The sequence below is a fragment of the Streptomyces sp. 3N207 genome (genome assembly GCF_052246355.1).
Taxonomy (GTDB): Bacteria; Actinomycetota; Actinomycetes; order Streptomycetales; family Streptomycetaceae; genus Streptomyces.
The window spans coordinates 63,086-89,311 of record NZ_JBQQBV010000005.1 but is presented as its reverse complement, the minus strand read 5'-3'; the positions used below and the strand labels follow the sequence as shown (position 1 = coordinate 89,311).

Sequence of the window (26,226 nt, the reverse complement as noted above, 5' to 3'; positions counted from 1 at the left end):
TCTTCTCCCGGCCTGCCCTAGGGCTTTCGAGGGAGACCGGGTCGGTCTCGCGCCCGTTACCGGGAGCCGTTGCCGGTCGTAGCGTCCCCGGTATGGACCCAGCAACGAGAAAAGCAGGCCGCGGTGACACCACCGGGACGCTGGACGAGGCACTGGAGCGCCTGCACACCAGTGGCCCGGAGCGCGAGGGGTGGCTCAGCAACCATGCGCCCATGGCCGTCGAGGCGCTGGTTCGGCACGGGCAGGCCCCTGTCGTACACCGCTGGATCGACGCCTACCGTGACAAGCTCGAGGACATGCCAGGGCAGGACTCGCCTGTGTCCGAGTCGAACTGGCGCGAGGCTCTGGGCGATCCGCGGCGCCTCGCGGACTGGATCCGTCACTTCACACACCAGGTCGAGGAGCACCCCTGGCAGGAGGTGCTCGCCCTCTGGTGGCCGCGGCTGCTGCCGGGCATCTCCGCAAGCGCCACCCACCCCGTGATCCGTACGGGGCACGCCGTGCGGGCCCTGCTTGCGGACGGCGGCCGGACCGCGCCGCGCCGTGCGGAGCTGGCACACGCGCTCGGGTACTGGGCGGCCCGGCACAGCGTGCTGCCCCGGATCGCACACCTGCCCGTGGAGGGGTCCGCGGAAGCGGGCTACGACGCCGTACCGCTGATCGCCGACCAGAGCGGCGGAATCCGCGAGCGGCTCGCCCGCATCACGGCACTGCCGCAGCGGCCGCACCCTGCGGGGCGTACCGGCCAGAACGGTGCTGCCGGGCCCGGCAGCACGGATCCCGACAGCGCCCGCGCCGACCTGGAGGAGATCGTGCGTGCGGCCACCCATCGGTACGCCACCCACGCACACGGCTCGCCGGTCATGCTGGTGCACGCGGCGACCGCGCCCAACGCCGTGCTGCGTGTCCTGCCTGCTCTTCCGCGCACCCTGTGGGCCGCCGGCGTGGATGCCGCCTGGGCCGCGAGCGCGGCCGTCACGGCCGTGTACGCGCCCGCTGAGGGCGCGCCCGTCCCCTCCGCCCTCTCGGTCGCACCGGAGGAAGCCTTCGCCCGTGCGGCGGTCCACGGGGACGAGCACGCCATCAAGTTCCCGGACACCGCACTGGATGTGGCAGCCCGCGCCGACGACGAGGACCCGCTCGCCGTGACGGCGGTGCTGCGCGCGACGGAGCTGATCGAGCCGGGGGCGTGAACGAACCCCCGGTGGGCGGCGCAGCAGCCGTCACGAGGGCGCGGCAGCCGTCCCGTGCGGCCCCTTGGTTCAGAGGGCGGCCGCGGGGCTCAGAGAGCAGCCTGGAAGGCGTCGTAGGAGCGCTGGTCGAACAGGACGAGACGCAGCTCGGCGAAGCCCTCGCCCTCCTCCCGCAGCGTACGTACCGCGATGCGCGCGGCGTCGTCGAGCGGCCAGCGGTAGACGCCTGTCGAGATGGCGGGGAACGCGACAGTGCGGGCACCGAGTTCGCGTGCCACTCGGAGGGACTCGCGGTGGCAGGAGGCCAGCAGCTCCGAGCGGTCCTCCTCCTGGCGCCACACCGGGCCCACCGTATGGATGACCCAGCGCGCCGGCAGCCGTCCCGCTGTGGTGGCGACGGCCTTTCCGGTGGGGAGGCCGCTCCCGTAGTGCGAGGCGCGCAGCTTGCGGCACTCGGCGAGGATGTCAGGGCCGCCCTTGCGGTGAATGGCGCCGTCCACCCCGCCCCCGCCCAGCAGCGAGGAGTTGGCGGCGTTGACCACGGCGTCGACGTCCTGTTCGGTGATGTCGCCCTGCACCAGGGTGATGTTCGTCGGCATGACCCCATCCTGGCGCCGCACACGTCACCGCGCACACCGGTTACCTGCTGCGCTCCTCCTCCGGGCTCCCGGTCGGCTGTCCGCTGCGCGCCCTCTGGTCGGCGGTCCCGCGTTCGTATTAGCTGGCACTACCGCCTGCTGCACTCCCGGACGCTGGAAGGACGGTCCCTCATGACCGCTGCACCCTCGCGCCGTTCACTGCTGGCCGGTGGCACGGCAGCCGCCGTCGCCGCTCCGCTGCTCGCCCGGTCCGCCGCGGCGGCACCGTCTGGACAGACCGTCGGCGGACACGGCGCACGGCCGGTGACGCCGGGCGCCGATGTCGCGGCGGCCGAGGGCTGGCACATCCTGCGGGACCGGAAGGTGGGTGTCGTCAGCAACCCGACCGGCGTACTGCGGGACGCCGGGCATGTGGTCGACTCGATGGCGGCCCACGACGGACTGAACATCGTGGGTGTCTTCGGCCCGGAGCACGGCTTCCGGGGCAGTGCACAGGCGGGCGAGTCGGAGCCCGAGTTCAAGGACCCGCGCACCGGACTGACCGTCTACGACGCGTACGGCGCCGACGGCGCGAAGATGGCGGCCCTCTTCCGCAAGGCCGGTGTGGACACCGTTGTCTTCGACATCCAGGACGTCGGAGTGCGCTTCTACACGTACATCTGGACGATGTACCACTCCATGGTGGCCGCCCGGCAGACCGGAGCGTCCTTCGTCGTGCTGGACCGGCCGAACCCGATCGGCCGCCGCGCGGACGGGCCCTTGCTGAGGCCCGGGTTCGCCTCCGGGGTCGGGCTCAAGCCGATCATCCAGCAGCACGGTATGACCGTCGGCGAGCTGGCCCGCTACTTCAACGGCGAACTGCTGCCCCACGAGGGGGACGGCGGACAGGCGGAGCTGGAGGTCGTTCGGGTGCGCGGCTGGTCGCCCCGCACGACGGCGCAGCAGACGGGGCTGCTGTGGGTGCCGCCGTCCCCGAACGTTCCGACGCCCGACACTGCGACCGCCTACGCGGGCACCGGGTACTTCGAGGGGACGAACCTGTCCGAGGGACGCGGCACCACGCTGCCGTTCCAGTTCATCGGCGCGCCCTTCCTGGACTACCACTACAGCGACCGGCTCAACGCCCTGCGGCTGCCGGGGGTGCGCTTCCGTGAGGGCTACTTCGTGCCCACCTTCAGCAAGCACCAGGGAAAGACCTGCGCGGGCGTACAGCTGCTGGTGACCGATCCCGTCCGCTACCAGGCCGTACCGACAGCGGTGGCCATGCTGCTGGAGGCGAAGAAGTACGACGGCTTCGCCTGGCGCAAGGATTCCGACCCCGAGCGGCCGTTCTGGATCGACAAGCTCTCGGGCTCGTCCCGGCTGCGGGAAATGCTCGACGCGGGCCGCAGCCTGGAGGAGATCACCGGTGCGTGGCGCTCCGAGGTACGTGACTTCGAACGGACCCGGCAGAAGTACCTGCTCTACCGGTGAAGCGTCGGCCGACGCCCGGCAGGTGCACCCCAGTGGTCACCCGCTCACCGCCACGTCCGCGGTCTCGCTGTCACGCCGCACCAGTGCGGCGTATTTGCCGTCCGCGGCGAGGAGTTCGCTGTGGGTGCCGCGTTCGGCGATCCGGCCACCGTCCAGGACGACGATCTGGTCGGCGTCCCGGATGGTGGAGAGCCGGTGCGCGATGGTCAGCGTGGTACGGCCCTGCGACAGTGCGTCGATAGCCTCCTGGACGGCGCGTTCGGTACGGGTGTCGAGCGCGCTGGTGGCCTCGTCCAGGATCAGCACCGGCGGGTCGCGCAGGATGGTGCGTGCAAGGGCCAGGCGCTGCTTCTCGCCGCCGGAGAAGCGGTAGCCCCGCTCGCCGACGACGGTGTCGTAGCCGTCGGGCAGCGCGGCGATCTGATCGTGGATCTGCGCCGCCCGCGCCGCTTCGCGCAATTGCTCGTCCGTGGCGTCCGGCCTGGCGAAGCGCAGGTTGTCGGCGACGGTGGCGTGAAAGAGGTAGGTCTCCTGGGAGACGACGCCGACGGCTGCCGAGAGGGTCGCGAAATCGAGGTCCCGTACGTCGGCGCCGTCGAGGGTGACGCGGCCCCCCGTCACATCGTAGAGGCGGGGCACCAGGTAGCTGAGAGTGCTCTTGCCGGAGCCGGTGGCCCCCACCACGGCGAGGCTGCTGCCTGCCGGGACGGTCAGATCGATCCCGCGCAGGGTGTACCCGGTGTCGTGCGCGGGGCTGCCGGGCGGGTGGGCGTCGTAGGTGAAGTCGACGTTCTCGAAGCGGACTTCTCCGCACACCCGCGGTAGTGCGACCGGTCGGGACGGCTCGGTGATGGAGACGGGCAGGTCGAGGTATTCGAAGATGCGCTGGAAGAGGGCCAGCGAAGTCTGCATCTCCACGCCGGTGGTGAGCAGCGAGACGGTGGGCCGCAGCAGCCCCTGCTGGAGGGTGACGAAGGCGACGAGGGTGCCGATGGAGAAGGCGGGGCCGCCGAACTGGGTGAGCATGCCCGCCGTCCAGTAGAGCAGCGCGGGAATGGCTGCCATGACGATGCCGATGGTGGACATCCGCCAGCGTCCGGCCATGTTGGAGCGGATCTCCAGATCGACCAGTCTCTCGGACTCGTCGGTGAAGTTCTTGGTGAGCGAATCGGCGCGGCCCATGGTGCGGCCGAGCAGGATGCCGCTGACCGACAGGGACTCGGTGACGATGGCGGACATCGCGGCCATCTGCTTCTGCCGCTGTGTGGTGATGTGCTTGCGCTCCCGGCCCACCCGGCGGCTCACCCACACGAAGAAGGGCAGCAGCACCAGCGAGGCGAGCGTCAGCCGCCAGTCCAGCGCGAGCATGGCGACGATCGTGGCCACCACACTGGTGAGGTTGGAAACGAGCGAGGTGGCCGTAGAGGTGACGGTCGCCTGCATGCCGCCGATGTCGTTGGCGATACGGGACTGGACCTCACCCGTCCGGGTCCGGGTGAAGAAGGCGAGCGGCATCCGCTGGAGCTTGGCGTAGACCCCGGTGCGCAGGTCGTGCATGACGCGCTGGCCGACCGTGGTGCTGATGAGCGTCTGGAGTACGCCGAAGACGCTGGTCACGACGGCGGTGACGATCATGCCGAGGGCGAGCAGCGACAGCAGACCGGTGCGCTGCTGCGGAATGGCGACGTCCAGGATCTCGCGCAGCAGAAACGGCGAGGCCACGGAGACCAGGGAGGAGGCCGCCACCAGGAGACCGACCAGTGTCAGACGGCCGCGGTAGGGCCGGAAGAGGCGCAGGATGCGGCGCACCTGTGCGGGCTGCTCGGGGGCTGTCTGGGTGTCCTTCGGTGACGGCGTCCAGCCGGGTGCTTCACGGTGCAAGGGGCTCCTCGGAGTGGGTCTGGAGGTCTGGCGCGTATGCGTGCAGCGGCTTATGGAGCATAGTTCATCGTTACCTATACTCACAATGAATTGTCCCCTGATAGCCTGCCCGCATGGTCCACCACCCCTCCGACGAACCCGCCTCCGACCTGGCTGACCAGCTGCTGCGCCTGACGAAGCGGATCAACCACGCACACCGGCAGAACTTCGCCCCGCTCGGCGTCACGCCCGCGCAGGGCCGAATGCTGCGTACGGTCGCGCACAGCCCGCAGCCGCCCCGGATGGCGGACCTCGCGGCACGGCTGGGCGTGGTGCCCCGGCAGGTCACCAGCCTGGTCGACGCCCTGGAGGAGCGCGGCCTGGTGCGCCGCGCCCCCGACACGGCGAACCGCCGGGTGATCCGTATCGAACTCACGGACGGCGGCTCCCGGGCCCTCACCGAGTTGCGGCAGGCGCGCAGGAGCGCCGCGGAGGAGCTGCTCGCCCCCCTCACCTCCGGGCAGCGCGACGAGCTGAGTCGGCTGCTGGCGCTGCTCGACGAGGCGGAGGGGCACGACTGACGAGGCGACGGCGACGGCAGTGAGCATTACCCGGCGGGGACGACCCTCGCGGCCGGTGTCGGTGGGGCGAACTAGCATGTGGCACACATAAAGCCGCACTCCCGCCCCACCCCCCGCGCGCCCTGGAGATGCCATGCCCCTGCTCGAACCCAAGGCCGGCGCGCTGCGCCCGCGGACCGGCGCGGGCCACTCCCCCGCCGCCGACCGGGTCCCCGAGGCGCAGGCACAGGGGACGCCACAGCCGCTGCGCGGAGACCTGGAACGGCTGCTGGGCGCCGACAAGGTGCTCTCGAAAGTCTCCGACCTGGTGCGCTACGCCTCCGACGCGAGTCCGTACCGCTTCGTCCCGCAGGTCGTCGTACTCGCGGAGGACGTGACCGATGTCGCCGCCGTCCTCGCGTACGCACGGGAGATGGGCCGGGACGTCGTCTTCCGCGCCGCAGGGACGTCGCTGAACGGGCAGGCGCAGGGCGAGGACATCCTGGTCGATGTACGGCGCCACTGGGCGGGCGTGGAGGTGCTGGCGGAGGGCAGGCAGGCCCGGATCCGGCCGGGGACCACGGTCTTCCGCGCCAATGCCGCGCTGGCGGCACACGGACGGCTGCTCGGCCCCGATCCGGCCAGCGCCATCGCCTGCACGGTGGGCGGGGTGGTCGCCAACAACGCCTCCGGGATGACGGCCGGCACCACGCGCAACTCCTACCGCACGGTCGCCTCCCTCACCTGTGTGCTGCCCAGCGGCACCGTCGTGGACACGGCCGATCCGCACGCGGGCGAGGAGCTGGCCCGCGCCGAGCCTGCGCTGTGCGAGGGACTGCTGGCGCTGAAGGCCCGGATCGAGGCCGACGCGGAACTGGTCTCCCGTATCCGCGCCAAGTACGAACTGAAGAACACCAACGGATACCGGCTCGACGCCTTCCTGGACGGCAGCACCCCGGTGGAGATCCTGCGCGGGCTGATGGTCGGCTCCCAGGGCACTCTGGGCTTCCTCGCCGAGTTCGTCTTCGACACCCTCCCGCTGCACCGGCGCACCTCCACCGGACTGTTCTTCTTCCCCTCGCTCTCGGCGGCAGCCGCTGCAGTGCCGCGCTTCAACGGGGCAGGGGCGATGTCCGTCGAGCTCATGGACGGCAACACGCTGCGCGCCTCCGTCAGCGTCTCCGGCGTGCCGCAGGACTGGGGCGAACTGCCGAAGGAGACCACGGCGCTGCTGGTGGAGTTCCGCTCCCCCGACGATGCCGTACGCGAGGAGCGGGAACAGGCGGCCCGCGAGGTACTGGCCGGACTCGAACTGGTCGCGCCGGTGGCCTCGGTCACCAACGAGCTGACCCGCGACCCGGCCACGATCGCCTCGTACTGGAAGGCCCGCAAGGCGTTCGTCACCGCGGTCGGCGGCTCCCGCCCCTCAGGCACCACACTGATCACCGAGGACTTCGCCGTACCACCCTCCCGGCTGGCCGAGACGTGCGAGGCACTGCTGGAGCTCCAGGAGCGGCACGGTTTCGACGCGGCTGTCGCGGGCCACGCGGCGCACGGCAATCTGCACTTCCTGCTGGCGTTCGACGCCGCCGACCCGGACGACGTGGAGCGTTACGCGGCCTTCATGGACGAGTTCTGCCGGATGACGGTGGAGCGCTTCGACGGCTCGCTCAAGGCCGAGCATGCCACCGGCCGCAACATCGCCCCCTTCCTGGAGCTGGAATGGGGCAGCGAGGCGACGGAGCTGATGTGGAGCATCAAGCGTCTGCTGGACCCGACCGGCGTACTGGCGCCCGGCGTACTGCTGGACCGTGACCCGCGGGCGCATCTGCGCGGTCTGAAGTCGATCCCGGGTGTGGAGGCACTCGCCGACCCGTGCATCGAGTGCGGCTTCTGCGAACCCACCTGCCCCAGCGAGGATTTGACCACCACGCCCCGCCAGCGGATCGTGCTGCGCCGCGAGCTGATGCGCCAGCCCTCCGGCTCCCTGGTAGGCGAGAACCTGCTGGCCAGCTACGGATACGACGCCGTCGACACCTGCGCGGGCGACTCGACGTGCAAGCTCGACTGCCCCGTCGGAATCGACACGGGCGCGCTGATGAAGACGTTGCGGCACGCCCGGCACTCATCCCGCGAGGAGCGCAACGCGGCCCGCGCCGCACGGCACTTCGCGCGCGTGGAACGCTCGGCACGGCTGGCGGTGGCCGCTGCGGACCAGCTCCGCAGGCGCCTGCGCGGCCGTGAGGGGGATCTGGGAGACCGGCTGCTCGGCGCGGTCACCGGCGCTGCCCGCAAGGCTGTCAGCCCCGACCTGGTGCCGGAGTGGCTGCCGGAGATTCCCGCCCCCGCCGCCAAGCGGCTCCCGGCGACGAGCAGACAGCTCGCCGCAGCGGTCTACTACCCGGCCTGCGTGAACCGCATCTTCGGCGACCCCGACGGCTATGCGGGGCTGTCACTGCCGGAAGCCATGGTCATCGTCTCGGCCCGGGCCGGCCGCCCGGTATGGATACCCGAAGACGTCACCGGCACCTGCTGCGCGACGATCTGGCACTCCAAGGGCTACGAGGCGGGCAACACGCTGATGGCCAACCGCATGGTGGAAGCCGCCTGGCGGTGGACGGACGGCGGCGAACTCCCCCTCGTCGTCGACGCGTCCTCCTGCACCCTGGGCATCGCGGAAGAGGTCGTGCCTTATCTGACACCGGCCAACCGCAAACTCCACGAAGGGCTGACGATCCTCGACTCGCTCGTATGGGCCGCGCAGGAACTGCTGCCCCACCTCACGGTCGAGCAGCGCGTTGCCTCCGCCGTGCTCCACCCCACCTGCTCCATGCGGCATCTGGGCGACGAGGCGGAGCTGCGCACGGTGGCCGAGGCGTGCGCGGAGGAGGTGGTGGTGCCGCTGGATGCCGGATGCTGCGCCTTCGCGGGCGACCGCGGACTGCTGCACGAGGAACTGACCGCCTCCGCGACGGCCCGCGAGGCAGCCGAGGTGACAGAGCGCCCCTACGACACGTATCTGTCGGCCAACCGGACGTGCGAGATCGGCCTGGACCGCGCGACGGGCAACCGCGGATACCACTCCGCCCTCCAAGAGCTGGAGTTGGCCACACGACCGCGGTGACCGACAGTGACATGTGCGCGGGCCCGGCGCCGAGCGGAGCGGCGGAGGCGGGGCAAGCGGGCCGCCGATGAACGGAGCGTGAGGCGGGCGGGCCGCCGATGAACGGCCCGCCCTGTGTGTCACTCGGTCGCGTTCACATGGAGGGCGACCGCTCCGTGTGCCGGGACCGTCACCTGGGTGCTGCCGTCGGCGGCGACCGTGAACTTCTGTGCACAGCCGCCCTGCGCGGCGGCGGCGTTGCAGTACGTACCGGCGGGCAAGGAGGTCTGGAAGGTCCTGCTCAGCTCGCCGTCTCCGTTGTTGAGGGCGAGGAAACCCTTGTTGCCGCGGCCGAAGGCGAGAGCCTGTCCCTCGGACCACCAGTCCGTCAACTCGGCCGTGCCGACCGCGTTGCGGAAGCCGACCATGCCGGTGATCTCGGGCTTGGCATGGGCGCCGGTCCACCCCTCCTCCCCGGTCGGCGGCCCGGCGTCGTGATCGCTGAACGTGTAGCCGGAGAAGACGTTCGGTGAGCCGTAGGGATGAGCCAGCTGGAAGATGTTGGCCAGTGTGTAGGCGGCGTCGTCCTTGTAGGTGAGAGTGGAGCCGTTGCGTTCGGTGTCCCAGTTGTCGACGAACGTACGGGCCGCCCCGCTCTCCAGCATGCCGTCGCCGACGGTCCGCAGCGAACCGAGATCGCCGCCCTGGAAGGCGCTCTTGAGCCGGCGGCCGTAGCGGAACTCGTCCACATCACCGATCTCTGTGTACTCCCCGGGCTGCACCGCCTCGCCGTCACCGTGGATGACCTCGCTGACCCAGAACCCCGGGTCCTGGGTCATCTTCGCCTTGATCGCCGCCACATCGGCGGCTGCCATGTGCTTGGCGGCGTCGACGCGGAAGCCCGCCACTCCGAGGGAGCGCAGGTCGTCGAGGTACCCGGCGATGGCCGTGCGTACCTTCTCGCTCCCGGTGTCCAGGTCGGCAAGGCCGACGAGTTCGCAGTTCTGTACGTCGTCGCGGTTGGTGTAGTCCTTGATGTCCTTGCGGCAGGCGTGGAAGTCGGCGTCCTCGTAGGTGCCGGGGTAGCCGTACTTGGTGTACTGGGTGCCACCGGTACCGGTGCCTGAGCCGGAGGTCATGTGGTTGATGACGGCGTCGGCGATGACCTTGACGCCTGCCGCCTCGCAGGCGTCGACCATGTTCGCGAAGTCGTCGCGGTCGCCGAGCCGTCCGGCGATCTTGTAACTGACCGGCTGGTACGACGTCCACCACTGGTCGCCCTGGATGTGCTCGGTCGCGGGTGAGACCTCCACATAGCCGTAACCGGCCGGTCCGAGGGTGTTCGTGCACTCCTTCGCGACGGACGTGAACGGGCGCTCGAACAGGGTCGCGGTGACGGTCTTTTCACCGGGCGGCGCGGCTCGCCCTGCCGCGGGCTTCGCCGACGCGGCGGAGTTGTGCGCGGAGGGCGTGGCGGCGGAACGGGCCGCCTGAGCGTGCCAGGGCGTTGCCGTCATCAGGCCGCTTGCCGCCAGCACTCCCGCCGTACTGACGCTGAGCAGTCGCTTTCTCATCGTGCGGCTCCTTCGGTGTGCGGGCATGGGAGATGCCCGGGAAGGCAGCCAGGCGCCTGGGCCACCGTGGGGGGTAGTGAACGCGCCGTCGGGCTGCGTGCGTTCACAGGTGGTACGGCCGGGAGCCTGCTACTGCCCGGCAGTTGCGTCAAGAGATTGCGCAAAGATTTCCAACGAGTTGCAGCAAGTTTTTGCAGCACGGAAGCCCATCGATGAGCACGGAAGTCCATCGATGAGCAACGAGAGTCCAAGCACGGGCCCTTGCGCACCACTGGTCTCAACCAGCAAGGTCCTGAGCCGAGTTCACGCATCCGGCAATCAGAGAGCCAGAGAGCTGAGCTGGAAGCCAGAGAGCTGAAGAGCTGGAGAAGTGCGGGAGACCCGATGAGTGACGACCAAGGATTCAGTCGCCGTTCCGTCCTGCGGTCCGCCGGAGCCGCAGGCGCCGGGCTGGGCATCGGCGCGCTGGGCGCCTCGGCGGAGGCGGCATCGTCCGGGACCGCCTCCGCCGCCCATCAGAGCGGGAGCGCCGCCGCACCGCCCCGTCAGGGCGAGACGATGATCGGCGTACCGTTCGAGGAACGCGGCACCGTCCGGGTCGGCATCATCGGCCTGGGACAGCGTGGCGGCAGCATGATCGACCTGTTCCTGGCGCTGGGGAGCGTGCGCGTGGTCGCGCTGTGCGACCCGGTACGGGAGAAGACCGAACGCGCCGCGAAAAAGGTCACCGACGCGGGTCAGCCCGCGCCCGCCCTGTACACCAAGGGCGACCACGACTTCGAGAAACTGTGCAGCCGGGGAGACCTCGACTTCGCGTACGTGGCCACCCCGTGGGACTGGCACTTCGAGATGGCCAAGGCCGCGATGAAGGGCGGCAAACACGTCGGCGTCGAGTGTCCCGCCGCGCTGGAACTGGGACAGCTGTGGGAACTGGTCGATCTCTCGGAGCAGACCCGCAAGCACTGCATGCAGCTGGAGAACTGCGTGTACGGGCAGAACGAGATGCGCGTACTGCGGATGGCTCACGAGGGGCTCTTCGGTGACCTGCTGCACAGTGCCGGTGCCTATCTCCACGACCTGCGCGGGCTGATGTTCGACCCCGACTACTACGAGGGGCCCTGGCGCCGTAAATGGCATACGCGGCTGAAGGGCGATCTCTACCCGAACCACGGGTTCGGCCCCGCCGCGAACTACATGGACGTCAACCGCGGCGACCGCGCGGTCCGCATCGCCACCTTCGGCTCTCCCTCACTCGGGCTGGCCGCCTACCGCAAGGAGCACATGCCGCCGGGCCACGAGAGCTGGAAGGAGACGTACATCGAAAGCGATATGTCGATCAGCCTCGTCCAGACGGCCAAGGGCAGGGTCATCCGGCTGGAGCACGACGTCTCCAACCCTCACCCCTACTCCCGTATCAACATCCTCGGCGGCACAAAGGGTGTATTCGAGGACTACCCACCCCGCATCTATCTGGAGCCGGACATGACCGGTGACGAGTGGGGTGACTTCGGAAAGTACAAAGACCACGACCACTGGCTGTGGAAAGAACACGCCAATCCACCCGGCGGGCACGGCGGCATGGACTACATCATGCTGTTCCGTCTGATGCAGTGCATGCGCCTCGGCCTGGTGCCCGACTTCGATGTGTACGACGCTGCAACGTGGACCTCCCCCGTACCGCTCAGCCACGCTTCGATCAAGGCCCAGGGCACGCCGCAGGAGATACCCGATTTCACCCGCGGTCTGTGGCGGAAGAAGCGACCGGGTGTCGACTCGGAGAAGCCCAAGGGGTGATGGCTACGGCGCCGGTGCCGTCAGCGGCTCCGGTGCCTGGGTCAGTACTTCAGCACGTCAGCACTTCAGCGCGTGTCAGAACCTCAGCGCTTCAGCTCTTCAGCGCTTCATTTCTTGGTACTTCAGTCCTTGAGGCCGCTTCAGTTCTTGAGCGCATCAGCCCTTGAGCGATGCCTTGTCCCCCATCACCACCACGGGGTGCTTGTCCGGGTCCAGCGTGCGCAAGAGGGTCTGCATACCGGACTTGGACAGGCTCACACATCCCGATGTGCCGCTGCCATGATCCATGTGCAGCCAGATGCTGCCCCCCTTGGCGGAACCCTGCGGGCGGGTCGGATCGAGGGGGGAAGTCCCCTTGACGCGGTTGTAGTCGATGGCGATGACATGGTCGAAGTCGTGCCGGGTCTTCTTCGGCCAGTAGGAGGGAGGGGTGAACGCCGAGTTCTCTGTGTACGGCAGCTTGGCGTCCCGCGCCGGCAGCACACCGCCCGCGTCGGAGAGGGTGAAGACGCCGACCGGGCTGCGCTTGTCGCCCTGGCGGTGATTGTGCGTCCAGCCCTTCTTGCCGTTGTGCGCGGCCCAACTGTGCTCCTCGCGCCATTTTTTGCCGTGCCGGCTGTAGAGCCGCACCGTCGCATCGGCCGAGTTCTTGCCCTTGCCTTCGACGGCCACCACCTGGGTGGCGTTCTCGGGGATCTTCGACTGGAGGCGGTCACCGACGCGGGGAATTCGGGTGGGGTCCTTGATCAGTTCGGCCTGCGGGGTGTGCTCGGACGACTTCTCCTCCTTCGTGCCGGCGGAGTCCTGATCTCCCCCGCCGTCTCCGCCGCAGCCGGACAGCAGCAGAGCGAGCGCCGTTCCGCCCGCTGCCGCCACCAGTGCCGCCCTGCCTTTGGCCCGCGCCCTGGCTCTTGCCGCCGACACATCCCGGGGACGGTCTGCGGCAGCCCCGTGCCAAGTGGTCCCGGTGCCTGTACTTCCTGCCCGACGCATGCCCATGCCCTCCATCCTCGCATTGGCCGGAAGTGTGCTGACGACCGGGAAAACCCGTTGCCATTCGGCAGGTGACCGGGTGGGATCGGCCCACACCCGCCGGACTGTGCCGCCTGCCCCATGCCCATCTCCCGGATGCCGCCCCCCATTTCCGTACTGCAGCAGTTTCCGTACCTGCAGCAGTTTCTGTACCCGCAGCAATTTTCGTACCCGTAGCAGTTTCCGTACCCGTAGCAGTCCCCGTGCCTGTAGCAGTCCCCGTGCCTGTGCCTGTGCCCGTGCGGTTTCGAGACCCTCTGGAACGTCATGCAGATTCGCGACCTCCCCTTCAGCGACCCCGGCGATCCCGATGTCCGGTCGGGATTCCGACTGCTTTTGTGGCTGGGGCGCAAGCAGCTGGGCGGCCAGTTCAAGGCGCTTGCCTGGGGCGTGCTGCAACTCGCCTCGATCGCCTCGTTCCCCGTCGTCGCCGGGCTGGCCGTGACGGCTGTGGTGCACCGTTCGGGCAGCGATCTGGCACTGGCCGGGGCTGCTATGGCGGTGGTCACGCTCGGTGTGACGGTCGGTGACACGATGCTGCACAGGGTCGCCGTCAGCAACTGGATCACCGCTGCCGCACGCATCCAGCAGCTGCTGGCCCTCCGCACGGCAGCGCTGGGAGCCACGCTCACCCGCCGGGTCGCCGCCGGAGAAGTCGTCGCTGTCTCCACAGGAGACATCGAGCGCATCGGATGGTGCGTCGAGGCAGTGTCGCGCTTCAGCGCAGCACTGCTGACGACCCTCGGCGTCTGCGTGGCACTCGTGGTCTACGAGCCGCAACTGGGCCTGCTGGTCTGCGCGGGCATGCTCACTCTGGCGCTGACCGTACTGCCGCTCCTGCCGAGAGCGACCCGGCGCGCCGACGCCCAACGCGAGCGGACGGGGCGGGCAACGGAGCTGGCCGCCGACACGGTCGCCGGCCTGCGGGTCCTGCGCGGCATCGGCGGTGAGGACCTTTTCCTCACCCGTTACCGGCGGGCGTCCCAGCAGGTGCGGCACGCCGCCGTACGGACGGCCCGCATGTGGTCGTTCATCGAGGCCCTTCAGGTTGCGCTGCCAGGGCTGCTGCTGGTCGCCGTCGTCTGGCACGGCACCCGGCTGGCGCTGGACGGGCGCATCGCGGTCGGTGAACTGGTCATGGTCTACGGCGCGGTCAGCTTTCTGCTCCTTCCCCTCCAGCTCTTCGGCGAGTTCGCCATGTCGTACTCCTTCTCCCGACCGTCCGCCGCCCGCGCGGCACGAGTGCTGGGACTGCGGCGACCCGACGAGAACTCCGACAGGGCGGCGCCCGGTCCACCGGAGACACGGGGCACATCCAGCGAGGGCGATCACGGGGAGGGTCCGTTCCCTGGTGCGCGCGAGCGTGACGGGCTGTACGACCCCGTCACCAGACTGCACGCCCCCGCTGGGTTGCTGACCGCCGTGGTCTGCGGTGACCCGGACGCAGCCGGGCGGCTCGCGGAACGGCTGGGCGGGCACCCCACTTCTGCAGCCGATGCCCCGGGCGAGGCCGCGAGCGTGAACGCGACGGGCGAGAGCGGAGACGTCCCGGGCGAGAGGAGCGGCAGCACCGGCGAGGGCGAGGACACCCCGAGCCGAAGCAGGGACGCCCCGAGCGAAAGCGACGACACCCTGAGCGGAAGGGACGACGCCCCGAGCGGAAGCCGGGACACCCTGAGCGAGGGCGGAGGCGAGGAGCGGCAGACTCCCGCCTCCGTGCTGCTGGACGGGGTGCCGCTCGACGGTATGCCGCTGGAACAGGCTCGTGCCGCCGTTCTCGTGCAGGACAAGGACCCGGTACTGCTCTCCGGCACGCTCGCCGGACTGTTGGACGTGCCCTCCTCCGGCAAGGTAGCTACCGCCCGGGCGCTGGAGGCGGCCCAGTGCGGTGATGTCCTCGGGGCGCTGGTGCAGGGCAGTCCGGACGCGGAAGGCGATCCGATGCGGGCCCGGATCACCGAGCGGGGCCGGTCCCTCTCCGGCGGACAGCGGCAGCGTCTCGCTCTGGCACGGTCACTGATCACCGACCCCCGGGTGCTGATCCTGGACGAGCCCACCTCTGCAGTCGACTCGCATACGGAGGCCCGCATCGCTCGTGAGCTGGCCAAGCTCAGGTACGGCCGGACGACGGTGGTCTTCTCCTCCAGTCCGCTGCTGCTCGACCGCGCCGACCGCGTCGTCTTCATCCACGGAGCGAAGGCCGCGGCCACCGGCACCCACTGGGAACTTCTCCACTCCGACGGGGCATACCGGTCCGTCGTCACCCGCGAGCCGCAGGGCGCCGCTCCGGTGTGGGCGAACCCGCGGGCCAAGAGCGCACAGACCGAGGGAGTCGAGTCCGCGTGAGCCACAAAACCACCCCGGCGGCGGGTGAAGGCCGCCGGAATCCCCAAGCGTGGCGCGCCGAACGCTTCGGCGTACCCGAACCCGACTACGACCCGTCCGCGCCCGAGGACGTGACGATCCTCCCGGTCGGCTCCCCCGCGACCGTCCGGTCCTACGTACGCGAGCTGTTGCGGCGGCACAGGAGCACGTTCGCGCTGCTCGTAGCCGTGAACAGTGTGGCCGTCATCGCCTCGATGGTGGGACCGTGGCTGCTGGGCGGACTTGTCGACGATCTGGCCGCCGGGGAACCCGAGCTGCAACTCGGACGTATCACCGCGCTGTTCGCCCTCGCACTGCTGGTGCAGACGGTCTTCACCCAGCAGGTACGGCTGCGTGGTGCGGTGCTGGGCGAGGAAATGCTGGCCGACCTGCGCGAGGACTTCCTCGTCCGCTCGGTGGGGCTGCCGCCCAGTGTGCTGGAACGCGCCGGGACGGGTGACCTGCTCTCCCGGATCACCACCGACATCGACCGGCTCGCCGACGCCATGCGGAAGGCCGTCCCCCAGCTGGCAATCGGCCTGGCGTGGGCGGCGTTGCTGGTTGGGGCACTGTGCGTCACCGCACCGCCGTTGGCGCCGGCCATAGTGATCACGCTGCCCGTGATGCTGGCCGGCTGCCGGTGGTACTTCCGCCGGGCACCGCACGCCTACCGGGCAGAGGCTGCGGGCTACGCGGCGGTGGCGGCAGCACTCGCCGAGACGGTGGATGCGGGCAGGACCGTGGAGGCGCACCGCCTGGGCGCCCGCCGGGTGGCGCTTTCCGAACGCCGCATCGCCGAGTGGACGGCCTGGGAACGCAGGACCCTCTGGCTGCGCACCGTGCTCTTCCCCGCCATCAATCTCAGCAACATGCTGATCATGGGCGGCGTCCTGCTGCTGGGCGGCATTTTCGTCCTCCAGGGGTGGATCAGTGTCGGTCAGCTGACGACCGGCGCGCTGCTCGCCCAGATGCTCGTCGAGCCCGTGGGCCTGATCCTGCGCTGGTACGACGAGCTCCAGACCGCCCAGGTCTCGCTCGCCCGGCTGGTGGGAGTGCGGGAGATCGAACCGGAGGGCGGCAGTGGTACCGCCCCCGGGGGCAAGGACGTGCGCGCCAGTGACGTGCGCTTCGGCTACCACGCCGATGTCGATGTACTGCACGGCGTCACGCTGGCGGTCGCCCCGGGCAGCCGGGTCGCGCTGGTCGGCCCCTCGGGGGCGGGGAAGTCGACGCTGGGACGGCTCCTGGCCGGGATCTACGGACCGCGACGGGGCGAGGTCACCCTGGGCGGTGCCGAGTTGAGCGAGCTGCCGGCCGAAGAAGTGCGCCGCCATGTGGCACTGGTCAACCAGGAGCACCATGTCTTCGTCGGTACCCTGCGCGACAACCTTCTGCTGGCCCGGCAGGATGCCGACGACGCAGAGCTGTGGACAGCGCTGGGTGCGGTGGACGCCGACAGCTGGGCGAAGGCGCTCGCGGACGGGCTGGACAGCGAGGTCGGCTCCGGCGGGCTGACTGTCACCCCGGCACAGGCTCAACAGATCGCGCTGGCCCGGCTGGTGCTGGCCGACCCGCACACGCTCGTCCTCGACGAGGCGACGTCGCTGTTGGACCCACGGGCGGCCCGGCACCTGGAGCGTTCCCTCGCCCAGGTCCTGGAGGGGCGAACGGTGGTTGCAATCGCGCACCGCCTGCACACCGCGCACGACGCGGATGTCATCGCGGTGGTGGAGGACGGCCGCATCAGCGAACTGGGCAGCCACGAAGCACTGGTGGCAGCGCACGGCCCGTACGCCGCGCTGTGGCGCTCCTGGCATGGCTGAGCCCAGGAGCCGAATGGGGGAGGGTGTCAGCTGCCGACGAACCCGAGAGCGACGACACTGCCGGCCCCGCCCAGCACCATGAAGGCGGGCATCAGTATGGCGTTCTCCACCCAGGCTCCGGCGCGGAAGCGCATGAACTGGGGGGTGCCCAGCGGATACCACCGCTTGCCCGCTATCGGGATCGGCCAAAGGAACGGACAGCCGGAGATGGTCAGGGCGTCGCCGATGTTGTGCACCATCGCGCCCAGCACGATCGGCAGTCCCATCCACAGGTACTCCTGGCCGTCCCCGGTGAACAGCCAGTCCGCACCGTTGCCCGGCTCCTCCAGCACTCCGGCGAGGATCCAGGCGCAGGAGGCTCCCAATAGCCACACCAGCACATCGCTGGAGACCCGGGCCATCCGCCACAGCAGGCCCTCCACGGCGAGCACCACATGGATGAAGAGGATGACCAGCACTGCCCAGCGGCCCCAGATGGCGGCGGCCGCGGCGAAGCCCGCACCTATGAAGAGCGCCCAGGGCCAGGTGTGGGTGAGCGTTCGATGCCCTCCCGAGCGATGCCGCTCCCCGCGCGAGCGGGTGCCGTTGTAGACGACGGTGGACAGCTTGTCGACCACTCCGCACAAGGCGTGGGAGAGAGGGCCGAAGGCCCTGGAGATGGTGGCGGACTTCTGATCTAGGTCGGGCGCCAGCGCTGCCCCGGCACACAGCAGCGCGCCGACGACCACCACAGGCCAGGGCATCGGATGGTCCAGCACAGCCGCTGCGGCCCCTACGCCGAGCCAGGCAGCAGCCCCCGACAGCGAGTGCGCCGGTCCCATCATGCGTATCCCCGCCCTGTCCTTGGTGTCGCGTCTCTCGCGGCCCCGCCGCCGGGCCCGCGCCCCGCGCCCCCGCGCTGCTTCCGCCCGGGCCTGATGCCGGTTCGGCAACACAGCGTAGCGTCCGGTGATCAAGAGGAGCCCACCGGTTCCGTGATCGGCTGGGGCAGCAGGCAGTATGGGAGGCGTGACAGCCACCCTTATCGATCAGATGCCGAGCGACGCCGATCCAGATGCCCTCTTCGAGTCCTTCTCCGGGTGGGCGGAAGAGCGGGGCATCTCGCTCTATCCCGCCCAGGAAGAGGCTCTGATCGAGGTGGTCTCCGGGGCGAACGTGATCCTGTCGACCCCGACGGGCTCGGGCAAGAGTCTGGTCGCGGCGGGCGCGCACTTCGCCGCACTCGCCCAGGACAAGGTCACCTTCTACACCGCCCCGATCAAGGCGCTGGTCTCCGAGAAGTTCTTCGACCTGTGCAAGCTCTTCGGCACCGAGAACGTCGGCATGCTCACAGGTGACGCCTCGGTCAACGCGGACGCCCCCGTCATCTGCTGCACCGCCGAGGTGCTGGCCTCCATCGCGCTGCGTGACGGGGCGAACGCCGACATCGGCCAGGTGGTGATGGACGAGTTCCACTTCTACGCCGAGCCTGACCGGGGCTGGGCGTGGCAGATCCCGCTGCTGGAGCTGCCGCAGGCGCAGTTCATCCTGATGTCGGCGACGCTGGGTGATGTCTCGCGCTTCGAAGAGGATCTGACCCGCCGCACCGGCCGTCCCACTGCCGTTGTGCGCTCCGCGACCCGCCCCGTGCCGCTGTCGTACGAATACCGCACGACGACTCTGACCGAGACGCTGACGGAGCTGCTGGAGACCCATCAGGCACCGGTCTACATCGTGCACTTCACGCAGGCGCAGGCCGTGGAGCGGGCGCAGGCGCTGATGAGTATCAATATGTCGACCCGCGCGGAGAAGGAGGAGATCGCCAAGGTCATCGGCAATTTCCGCTTCACCACGAAGTTCGGCCGCAATCTCTCCCGCTACGTACGGCATGGCATCGGGGTGCACCACGCGGGGATGCTGCCCAAGTACCGGCGACTGGTCGAGCGGCTGGCCCAGGCAGGGCTGCTGAAGGTCATCTGCGGCACGGACACCCTCGGTGTCGGCGTCAATGTGCCCATCCGGACCGTCCTGTTCACCGCGCTCACCAAGTACGACGGCAGCCGGGTCCGCACGCTGCGGGCACGCGAGTTCCACCAGATCGCGGGCCGGGCCGGGCGGGCCGGCTTCGACACCTCGGGCTTTGTCGTCGCGCAGGCACCCGAGCACGTGATCGAGAACGAGAAGGCGCTGGCCAAGGCCGGTGACGATCCGAAGAAGCGTCGCAAAGTCGTGCGCAAGAAGGCCCCCGAGGGCTTCGTCAGCTGGGGTCAGCAGACCTTCGAGAAGCTGATCGCCTCCGAGCCGGAGCCGCTGACCTCGCGCTTCCGGGTGACCCACGCCATGCTGCTCTCCGTGATCGCCCGTCCCGGTGACGCGTTCGCACAGCTGCGGCGGCTGCTGGAGGACAACCACGAGGACCGCCGCTCCCAGCTGCGGCACATCCGGCGGGCCATCGCGATCTACCGTTCCCTCCTGGACGGCGGCATCGTCGAGCGGCTGGACGAGCCCGACTCCGAGGGGCGCACCATCCGGCTGACCGTCGACCTCCAGCAGGACTTCGCCCTCAATCAGCCGCTCTCCACCTTCGCGCTCGCCGCGTTCGAGTTGCTGGATCCCGAGTCGCCCTCCTACGCGCTGGACATGGTGTCCGTGGTCGAGTCGACGCTGGACGACCCGCGCCAGATCCTCGCCGCGCAGACGAACAAGGCCAAGGGCGAGGCCGTCGCCCAGATGAAGGCGGACGGGATCGAGTACGAGGAGCGGATGGAGCGGCTGATGGACATCAGCTACCCCCAGCCCCTCGAAGAGCTGCTCTTCCACGCCTACGGTCTCTACCGCAAGTCCCACCCCTGGGTCGGGGACCATCCGCTCTCCCCCAAGTCGGTCATCCGCGACATGTACGAACGGGCGATGAGCTTCAGCGAGTTCGTCTCCTTCTACGAGCTCGCCCGCACGGAAGGCATCGTGCTCCGCTACCTGGCGAGCGCATACAAGACTCTGGAGCACACCGTCCCCGACGACCTGAAGTCGGAGGATTTCCAGGACATCGTCGAGTGGCTCGGTGAGATGGTCCGCCAGGTCGACTCCAGCCTGCTGGACGAGTGGGAGCAGCTTGCCAACCCGGAGGACGAGACGGCGGAGGAAGCCCAGGAACGCGCCGACCAGGTCAAACCGGTCACGGCCAACCCGCGGGCTTTCCGCGTCCTGGTGCGCAACGCGATGTTCCGCAGGGTGGAGCTGGCCGCCTGGGACAAGTTGGCCGAGCTGGGCGAACTGGACGGGGAGGCCGGCTGGGACGAGGACACGTGGGCGGAGGCCATGGACGCCTACTGGGACGAGTACGACGAGCTGGAGACGGGCCCGGACGCGCGCGGTCCCCGGCTGCTGCGGATCGAGGAGGTCCCGGAGGACCGGCTGTGGCGCGTCCGGCAGACTTTCGCCGACCCGCGTGGTGATCATGACTGGGGTATCTCGGCCGAGGTCGATCTCGTCGCCTCGGACGAGGAGGGCCGTGCGGTGGTCAAGGTGACCGGCGTGGGTCCGATGTGAGCGCGGCACCGAGCGTGACGGCCGCCCTGGATGCGAGAGAGGAACGCACGAGATGACCGGGCCCAGCCCTGCCGAACGCCTTGTCGACCTGCTGAACCTGGAAGAAATCGACCTCAACATCTTCCGGGGCCGGAGCCCCCATGAGTCGCTCCAGCGGGTCTTCGGTGGGCAGGTTGCCGGACAGGCGCTGGTGGCGGCCGGGCGGACCGTGGCCGAGCAGCGTCCCGTGCACTCGTTGCATGCGTACTTCCTGCGTCCCGGCATTCCCGGTGTGCCGATCGTGTACCAGGTGGAGCGGGTCCGGGACGGTCGGTCCTTCACCACGCGTCGCGTGGTCGCCGTCCAGCAGGGCCGCACGATCTTCAATCTGACCGCCTCCTTTCATGTACAAGAGCCCGGTTTCGAGCACCAGATGCCGATGCCCCGGGTGCCGGAGCCGGAGAGCCTGCCGCAGCTCGCGGACGAGATCCGCGAACGCCTGGGCTCGCTGCCTGAGCCGCTGGAGCGCATGGCCCGACGTCAGGCATTCGACCTGCGCTACGTGGAACGGCTCCGGTGGAGCCCCTCCGAGCTGGAGGGGGTCGAGCCGCGCAGTGCGGTGTGGATGCGTGCGATCGGATCGCTCGGCGACGACCCGCTCGTACACACCTGCGCGCTCACCTACGCCAGCGACATGACGCTGCTCGACGCGGTGCGCCTCCCCGTCGAGCCGCTGTGGGGGCCGCGGAACTTCGATACCGCCTCACTGGACCACGCCATGTGGTTCCACCGGCCGTTCCGCGCCGACGAGTGGTTCCTCTACCAGCAGGAGTCACCCATCGCCACGGGTGCGCGCGGTCTCGCCCGGGGCCAGATCTTCGACCGCGAAGGCAGATTGATCGTCTCGGTGATGCAGGAGGGGCTGTTCCGCCCGCACAGCCCGGAGCGGGACGCGTCCCCGGCTCAGCAGCCCCAGGGACAGACCCCCTCGCCCTGAGCGCCTCACCCCCGCTGCACGTCCGCCACAGATCTCCGGCACGCCGCGGGACGGAGTCCAGGTCGACATCGGCACACGAGTGGACCGGTCATTGGGCGGGACGGGCGGCGGGCTTCGGCCTGCGGCGTCGCAGGAGGGACCAGCGCTTTCGGGGCACCGGAGTCGTGGGCGGCCCCACCACCGGCCGAGCGGTGCCGGGATCAGGCCATCCGGTCGTCTCCGGGACCGGCTGGATCGTGCGCCCCTCCCCCGGGTCGGACACCGCCCCGGACCCGGCCAGGCTACGGCGAGCAGGCGTGGCCGGGACCGTCTCCGCGGCCCTGGCCGCCTCCAGGTCGGCGTCCAGCAGGATCCGGTACCAGCGGATCTCCTCCTCCCCCTCGGCCAGGCACAGTTCCTCCAAGATGTCCCGTGTGGCCTCGGATCCGCTGCGAGCCCCCAGGAAGCGCGGCCGCAGCCTCTTGAGGCGGGCCCGTTCCTCAGGGTCGGGCACGGCTGCGGTGAGGGTCGTGTCATCGAGAACGCTTGCTCGTACCGCGGCCTGCTCCCAGCAGCCGACAGCATGCCGTGTCAGCTGCCGCACTCGCTTCCCCCGCCAGCGACGGGCGCGATGGTCGGTGCCGGCCTGCAGCCCGGCCCGCATGCCCGCGGGCAGCCGCCCGGTGAGCAGCGTCGGATTGTTCTCCGCGAAATTCCGCAGCTCTTCCGCCAGATAGAGCCAGACCACCGTGCGGTAGCGGTTCACATAGAAGCCGGCCGGTACGAAGCAGCCCGCCCTCGCGAGGCGCGCAAAGCGGGAGGGGCTGATATCCAGCAGTTCGGATGCCTCGCCGGCCCCCATGACGCGCAGCCGCTCCCGCAGTCCGCCGGGGAAGTCCGGCGCCCTTTTGATCCGCTTCAGCTCCTGGCGTGGCACCCTCCGGGGTCCTCCCGGCGGCCCCGGCACGGTGCGCACCTCCTCGGTCTGCACCGCCAGTTCGAACTCCCTGGGCCGCAGCCCCAGCTCCTTCGCGGCCGTCCGAAGCGCTACATCGGCCGTGTTCCGGAACAGCGCCGGCGCGCGGCTGTCCACGGGCTTGTCTCCCATGTCGTCATCCCCCGTCGGTATTCGACTACCTTGCGTGAGAACGACGATAGCCCGGCGCCGCGATTCTCGCCGAGCCTGTGGATAACTCTGCGAAACCGCAGGTCAGTTACTGTTTCGTGCGGCTAGCCCAAGGTGCTCACCGACGCGGTTGACCAACAGCGTCATCTCGTAGGCGACTTGGCCGATGTCCGCTTCGGCCTCCGCGAGGACACACAGGCAACTGCCGTCCCCCGCGGCCATCACGAAGAGCACCCCCTCATCGAACTCGATCATGGTCTGCCGCACCCGGCCGGCCTTGAAGTGCTGGCCTGAGCCCTTGGCCAGGCTGTGCAGCCCGGACGAGACCGCGGCCAGATGCTCCGCGTCCTCGCGCTCGAGATCATGGCTGCTCCCCGTCACCAGCCCGTCATTGGACAGGACCAGCGCGTGCCGGACAGACGAGATCCGCTTTGTGAGGTCGTCCAGCAACCAGTCGAGTCCCGTGTTCAGTGCCACCACGCGCCCCCTTATCCTCGGCATCTGCCGTGCCACCCTTACCCACGAGAGCACGGTCAGCAACCACGAGGTCCAGTTCTGTTGCGCACAGTTACTCCCCTGTCGCACCTGTCACAGTCGCATCGCCGAGCGGGGCACGGTCTTCCGCATCAAGGCTGCGCACCAGGACTGCCGCAGGCGCGAACATAGGGAGCATGACATACGACTTGGCAGACGATCGGGGCGCGGTCCGGGCATTCTTCGGCGAGCGGGCCGCCCGCTGGGACGCACGCTTCCCCGACGACGGTCCGGCCTACTCGGCGGCCGTGAACGAAATCGGTCTACTGCCCGGCGCTGCGGTGCTCGACGCCGGGTGCGGCACCGGACGGGCCCTGCCCGCGCTGCGTACCGCCGTGGGTCCGGACGGAACGGTGCTGGGCGCCGATATCACCCCGGCAATGCTGGACGAAGTCGTCCGGGCGGGCCGGGACGAGGCAGCAGCGCTGTTGCTCGCGGACGTCTCCCAACTGCCGTTGCAGGACGGCTGTCTGGACGCGGTCTTCGGAGCCGGGTTGATCTCTCACCTTCCCGGCCCGGAGAGCGGACTGCGCGAACTGGCCCGGATCGTTCGCCCCCGGGGCCGGCTCGCGCTCTTCCATCCGGTGGGCCGCGCCGCGCTGGCAGCTCGGCAGGGCCGACAGATCACCCCCGATGACATCCGGGCCGAACCACGACTGCGCGAACTGCTGGCCGCGACCGGCTGGCGGCTGGTGTCGTACGTGGACCAGGACGACCGGTATCTGGCACTGGCGGAGCGGGAAGCTGAGTGAGGGCGGCCGGCGGGGGGAACCATGAGGCGGCGGCCCGACCCGGGGCGGCAGCTTTCAGGGGCGCCCCTGCTCCTCCTCCGGAACCTGCCGCACCGGACAGGCCGATACCCCCGCACCGCCCCCGGCCGGGAAGGTGCCCAGGTCCGCGATGCGGTAGCCGTTCGGATAGCCGGGGTAGCCCTTGATCTCCGGGTTCTGCCGCGCATAGTGCGGGCTACGGCGGGGCGGCAGCAGTCGAATGCCCCGCCCGCGAAGCCGCAGCGCGCCCCGCGTCAGCCGACGGGCGAGAGGGCTGGGATCGGCGTAATGGAAGGCCCGCAGCAATGAGTCGTCCAGCAGCGCCAGGCTCGCACCGCGCACCAGCGGGGCCAGCGGACGCGGGTACCAGGAGGCCATCAGGTCGAGCGTGGCGTCGGAGACCTTCCGCGCCCCCTCGTCCCAGCCGAAGTAGCTTGCCTCGTAGGAATCGAGACACTCCTCGAACCCCTCGTAGCTGCCGGGGATTTCTTTGATGCCCATATGGCGCCCGAGTGTGCGGTAGTAGTGGCTGACCGCCCGCAGTTCGTGGTGGGTGAGACGCCGCCAGCCGTAGTTATCCAGCCAGCGCTTGGGCATGACGACAAAGGTGGACAGGACATAGCGCATGTCGTCGTTGGTGATGTCGTAGGCGCGGTGCATCTGGTTGATCCGGCGGATGGCGGTGCGCCCCTGCTCACTCTCGAAGCCGTGCTCGAGGACGGCGTCCAGAAGGAGCGAGGTGTCGTCGTAGCGCTTCTGCGTGCGGTCGGTCAGCTCGGCGGTCCGGGCCAGCAGTCCGCCGATGCTGGGGACGGCGTAGGTGCGGTACAGAGCGAGTTCCAGGGCCCGGGTGAAGTCCCAGGGGAACTCATAGACGGCGATCAAGCGGTAGATCTCGTGCGAGTCCTGTTCCGGGTCTAGCTGGAGGATGTGCTTGAGCCGGTCGTACCGCCGCACTTGTGCCCCTCTCTTCGATCCTGGCGTCTGTCACGGAGACATTTCAGCCGTCCGTCCCGGACACATTCCGTCTGTTGCGGAGGCGCTCCGGGGGCTATGGTCACCGAGATCCGCCAGGAAGGGGAGGCCACCGGTGGCTGCGGAAGAGGAAGATTCGCTCTATGTACTGACTGCTGTGCTACTGACGCCCGCGCAGTTCCCAAGTGTGCTGGGGGACGACTATCCCGCGGCCTGCGCCGTGCTGGAGCTGGAGCCCTTTGCCGAGGGGTACGGGCTCGTGCTGGGACAGGACGGAGCGGGTGCGCGCTGGACCGTGGTGACGGAGGACGTGACGCAGGTGGCCTGTGCCATCGCCTCCTGGGACTGTGGCATGGAGGCCGACCTGTCTCCGGACGAGCGGGACGTCGTCACGGTGCTGCCGGGCTGGCCGCTGGCACTCGCGGTCTCCGCACCGGGCCTGCCTGAGCCGCACGACCCCGTGCTGGAGGGAGACCTGGAAGGGAGCGGCCCGGTTCTCTCGCCCCCGGACACCTCTGGTTGGGGTCCGGCACAGCGACGGCTCGGCGCGGACGAGATTGCGCTCCAGTGGGCGCAGTGGCGGGCGCAGGCCGAGGATGACGTGGAGTTCGTGGAGTCGGTTGAAGAGCCCGACGACCAGGTGCGGCGGGTTCTGGAGGAGGTACGGGGCTATCTGGAGACGCCCCCGCCCCCCGGGCGAATACGGTCTGCGTTCGCCTCGGGTGATGCCCGTACTCTCCGTGCCGACGGCCCTGGCTGGAGTGTGGTGGCGCGTACCGACGACATCGCATTCGTCCTGCTGGACGAGGCTCCCGGCGAGGTGCGCCCGGTGGGCCGCGGCCGTGAACTGCCCCAGTTGCTCACGGCTCTCGACGGCATTGCACTGCGCCCGGCGGCGTGACGGCACATGCCGAAAACCCACGCCGCCAGCACACCGGGGCACTCACCCGGCCGGGCTGTACG

General features: G+C 69.7%; 19 protein-coding genes. 11 read left to right on the top strand and 8 right to left on the bottom strand.

Translation table 11 applies throughout. The annotated features are described in order from the left end of the window. The first annotated feature begins 92 nt into the window (after window positions 1-92). Window positions 93-1,193 (top strand): questin oxidase family protein, encoded by a 1,101-nt coding sequence (locus tag ACTWP9_RS09970; protein ID WP_443245675.1) that lies wholly within the window; start codon window positions 93-95, stop codon window positions 1,191-1,193. Between the two features lie 89 nt (window positions 1,194-1,282). Here the strand turns inward: ACTWP9_RS09970 and ACTWP9_RS09965 are convergent, their stop codons facing one another. Further along, entirely contained in the window at window positions 1,283-1,792 is a 510-nt protein-coding gene (locus ACTWP9_RS09965; protein ID WP_443245674.1) for an O-acetyl-ADP-ribose deacetylase, read from the bottom strand. Window positions 1,793-1,963: 171 nt separating this feature from the next. Between ACTWP9_RS09965 and ACTWP9_RS09960 the strand changes: the two genes are divergently transcribed. Continuing rightward, window positions 1,964-3,265 carry an exo-beta-N-acetylmuramidase NamZ family protein gene (locus ACTWP9_RS09960; RefSeq protein ID WP_443245673.1) on the top strand — a complete coding sequence of 434 codons (1,302 nt, stop codon included), beginning with the start codon at window positions 1,964-1,966 and terminating at the stop codon, window positions 3,263-3,265. A gap of 36 nt (window positions 3,266-3,301) precedes the next feature. On the opposite strand, the gene ACTWP9_RS09955 is transcribed toward ACTWP9_RS09960, so the two are convergent. Further along, window positions 3,302-5,146 carry an ABC transporter ATP-binding protein gene (locus ACTWP9_RS09955; protein WP_443245672.1) on the bottom strand — a complete coding sequence of 615 codons (1,845 nt, stop codon included), beginning with the start codon at window positions 5,144-5,146 and terminating at the stop codon, window positions 3,302-3,304. A gap of 113 nt (window positions 5,147-5,259) precedes the next feature. Here ACTWP9_RS09955 and ACTWP9_RS09950 point away from each other — a divergent pair, with 113 nt between their 5' ends. After that, window positions 5,260-5,706: a MarR family winged helix-turn-helix transcriptional regulator gene (locus ACTWP9_RS09950; protein WP_443245671.1), complete on the top strand. Its 447-nt coding sequence runs from the start codon at window positions 5,260-5,262 to the stop codon at window positions 5,704-5,706. A gap of 133 nt (window positions 5,707-5,839) precedes the next feature. After that, the gene (locus ACTWP9_RS09945; protein ID WP_443245670.1) at window positions 5,840-8,809 is read left to right on the top strand and encodes an FAD-binding and (Fe-S)-binding domain-containing protein; all 2,970 of its coding nucleotides are present in this window, start codon (window positions 5,840-5,842) and stop codon (window positions 8,807-8,809) included. 119 nt (window positions 8,810-8,928) lie between these two features. Here ACTWP9_RS09945 and ACTWP9_RS09940 read toward each other — a convergent pair whose 3' ends face one another. Further along, on the bottom strand, window positions 8,929-10,362 hold the full coding sequence (locus ACTWP9_RS09940) for an alpha-amylase (protein ID WP_443245669.1): 1,434 nt from the start codon (window positions 10,360-10,362) through the stop codon (window positions 8,929-8,931). A 384-nt stretch (window positions 10,363-10,746) separates the two neighbouring features. Between ACTWP9_RS09940 and ACTWP9_RS09935 the strand changes: the two genes are divergently transcribed. Then, the gene (locus ACTWP9_RS09935; protein WP_443245668.1) at window positions 10,747-12,156 is read left to right on the top strand and encodes a Gfo/Idh/MocA family protein; all 1,410 of its coding nucleotides are present in this window, start codon (window positions 10,747-10,749) and stop codon (window positions 12,154-12,156) included. Window positions 12,157-12,312: 156 nt separating this feature from the next. Here ACTWP9_RS09935 and ACTWP9_RS09930 read toward each other — a convergent pair whose 3' ends face one another. Then, the gene (locus tag ACTWP9_RS09930) at window positions 12,313-13,155 is read right to left on the bottom strand and encodes a L,D-transpeptidase family protein (RefSeq protein ID WP_443245667.1); all 843 of its coding nucleotides are present in this window, start codon (window positions 13,153-13,155) and stop codon (window positions 12,313-12,315) included. Between the two features lie 300 nt (window positions 13,156-13,455). Here ACTWP9_RS09930 and ACTWP9_RS09925 point away from each other — a divergent pair, with 300 nt between their 5' ends. Together ACTWP9_RS09925 and ACTWP9_RS09920 are read left to right on the top strand one after the other, a co-directional pair. Continuing rightward, on the top strand, window positions 13,456-15,534 hold the full coding sequence (locus ACTWP9_RS09925) for an ABC transporter transmembrane domain-containing protein (protein ID WP_443245666.1): 2,079 nt from the start codon (window positions 13,456-13,458) through the stop codon (window positions 15,532-15,534). A 110-nt stretch (window positions 15,535-15,644) separates the two neighbouring features. Continuing rightward, on the top strand, window positions 15,645-17,375 hold the full coding sequence (locus ACTWP9_RS09920) for an ABC transporter ATP-binding protein (protein ID WP_443245945.1): 1,731 nt from the start codon (window positions 15,645-15,647) through the stop codon (window positions 17,373-17,375). Window positions 17,376-17,401: 26 nt separating this feature from the next. Here the strand turns inward: ACTWP9_RS09920 and ACTWP9_RS09915 are convergent, their stop codons facing one another. Continuing rightward, the gene (locus ACTWP9_RS09915; RefSeq protein WP_443245665.1) at window positions 17,402-18,199 is read right to left on the bottom strand and encodes a metal-dependent hydrolase; all 798 of its coding nucleotides are present in this window, start codon (window positions 18,197-18,199) and stop codon (window positions 17,402-17,404) included. Window positions 18,200-18,374: 175 nt separating this feature from the next. Here ACTWP9_RS09915 and ACTWP9_RS09910 point away from each other — a divergent pair, with 175 nt between their 5' ends. Both ACTWP9_RS09910 and tesB read left to right on the top strand, forming a co-directional pair. Continuing rightward, a complete protein-coding gene (locus ACTWP9_RS09910) occupies window positions 18,375-20,903 on the top strand; it encodes a DEAD/DEAH box helicase (protein ID WP_443245664.1) in 2,529 nt (842 codons plus the stop codon). 52 nt (window positions 20,904-20,955) lie between these two features. After that, window positions 20,956-21,879, top strand: coding sequence for an acyl-CoA thioesterase II (gene tesB / locus ACTWP9_RS09905; RefSeq protein WP_443245663.1), 924 nt, complete (start codon window positions 20,956-20,958; stop codon window positions 21,877-21,879). 88 nt (window positions 21,880-21,967) lie between these two features. Here the strand turns inward: tesB and ACTWP9_RS09900 are convergent, their stop codons facing one another. Together ACTWP9_RS09900 and ACTWP9_RS09895 are read right to left on the bottom strand one after the other, a co-directional pair. Beyond that, window positions 21,968-22,966, bottom strand: coding sequence for a DUF6397 family protein (locus tag ACTWP9_RS09900; RefSeq protein ID WP_443245662.1), 999 nt, complete (start codon window positions 22,964-22,966; stop codon window positions 21,968-21,970). A gap of 102 nt (window positions 22,967-23,068) precedes the next feature. Continuing rightward, window positions 23,069-23,461, bottom strand: a complete 393-nt coding sequence (locus ACTWP9_RS09895; RefSeq protein ID WP_443245661.1) for a roadblock/LC7 domain-containing protein — start codon at window positions 23,459-23,461, stop codon at window positions 23,069-23,071. Window positions 23,462-23,655: 194 nt separating this feature from the next. On the opposite strand from ACTWP9_RS09895, the gene ACTWP9_RS09890 reads away from it, so the two are divergent. Further along, a complete protein-coding gene (locus ACTWP9_RS09890) occupies window positions 23,656-24,270 on the top strand; it encodes a class I SAM-dependent methyltransferase (RefSeq protein WP_443245660.1) in 615 nt (204 codons plus the stop codon). Window positions 24,271-24,324: 54 nt separating this feature from the next. Here ACTWP9_RS09890 and ACTWP9_RS09885 read toward each other — a convergent pair whose 3' ends face one another. Continuing rightward, window positions 24,325-25,245: an oxygenase MpaB family protein gene (locus tag ACTWP9_RS09885; protein WP_443245659.1), complete on the bottom strand. Its 921-nt coding sequence runs from the start codon at window positions 25,243-25,245 to the stop codon at window positions 24,325-24,327. 133 nt (window positions 25,246-25,378) lie between these two features. On the opposite strand from ACTWP9_RS09885, the gene ACTWP9_RS09880 reads away from it, so the two are divergent. Beyond that, window positions 25,379-26,164: a hypothetical protein gene (locus tag ACTWP9_RS09880; RefSeq protein ID WP_443245658.1), complete on the top strand. Its 786-nt coding sequence runs from the start codon at window positions 25,379-25,381 to the stop codon at window positions 26,162-26,164. Window positions 26,165-26,226 lie beyond the last annotated feature (62 nt).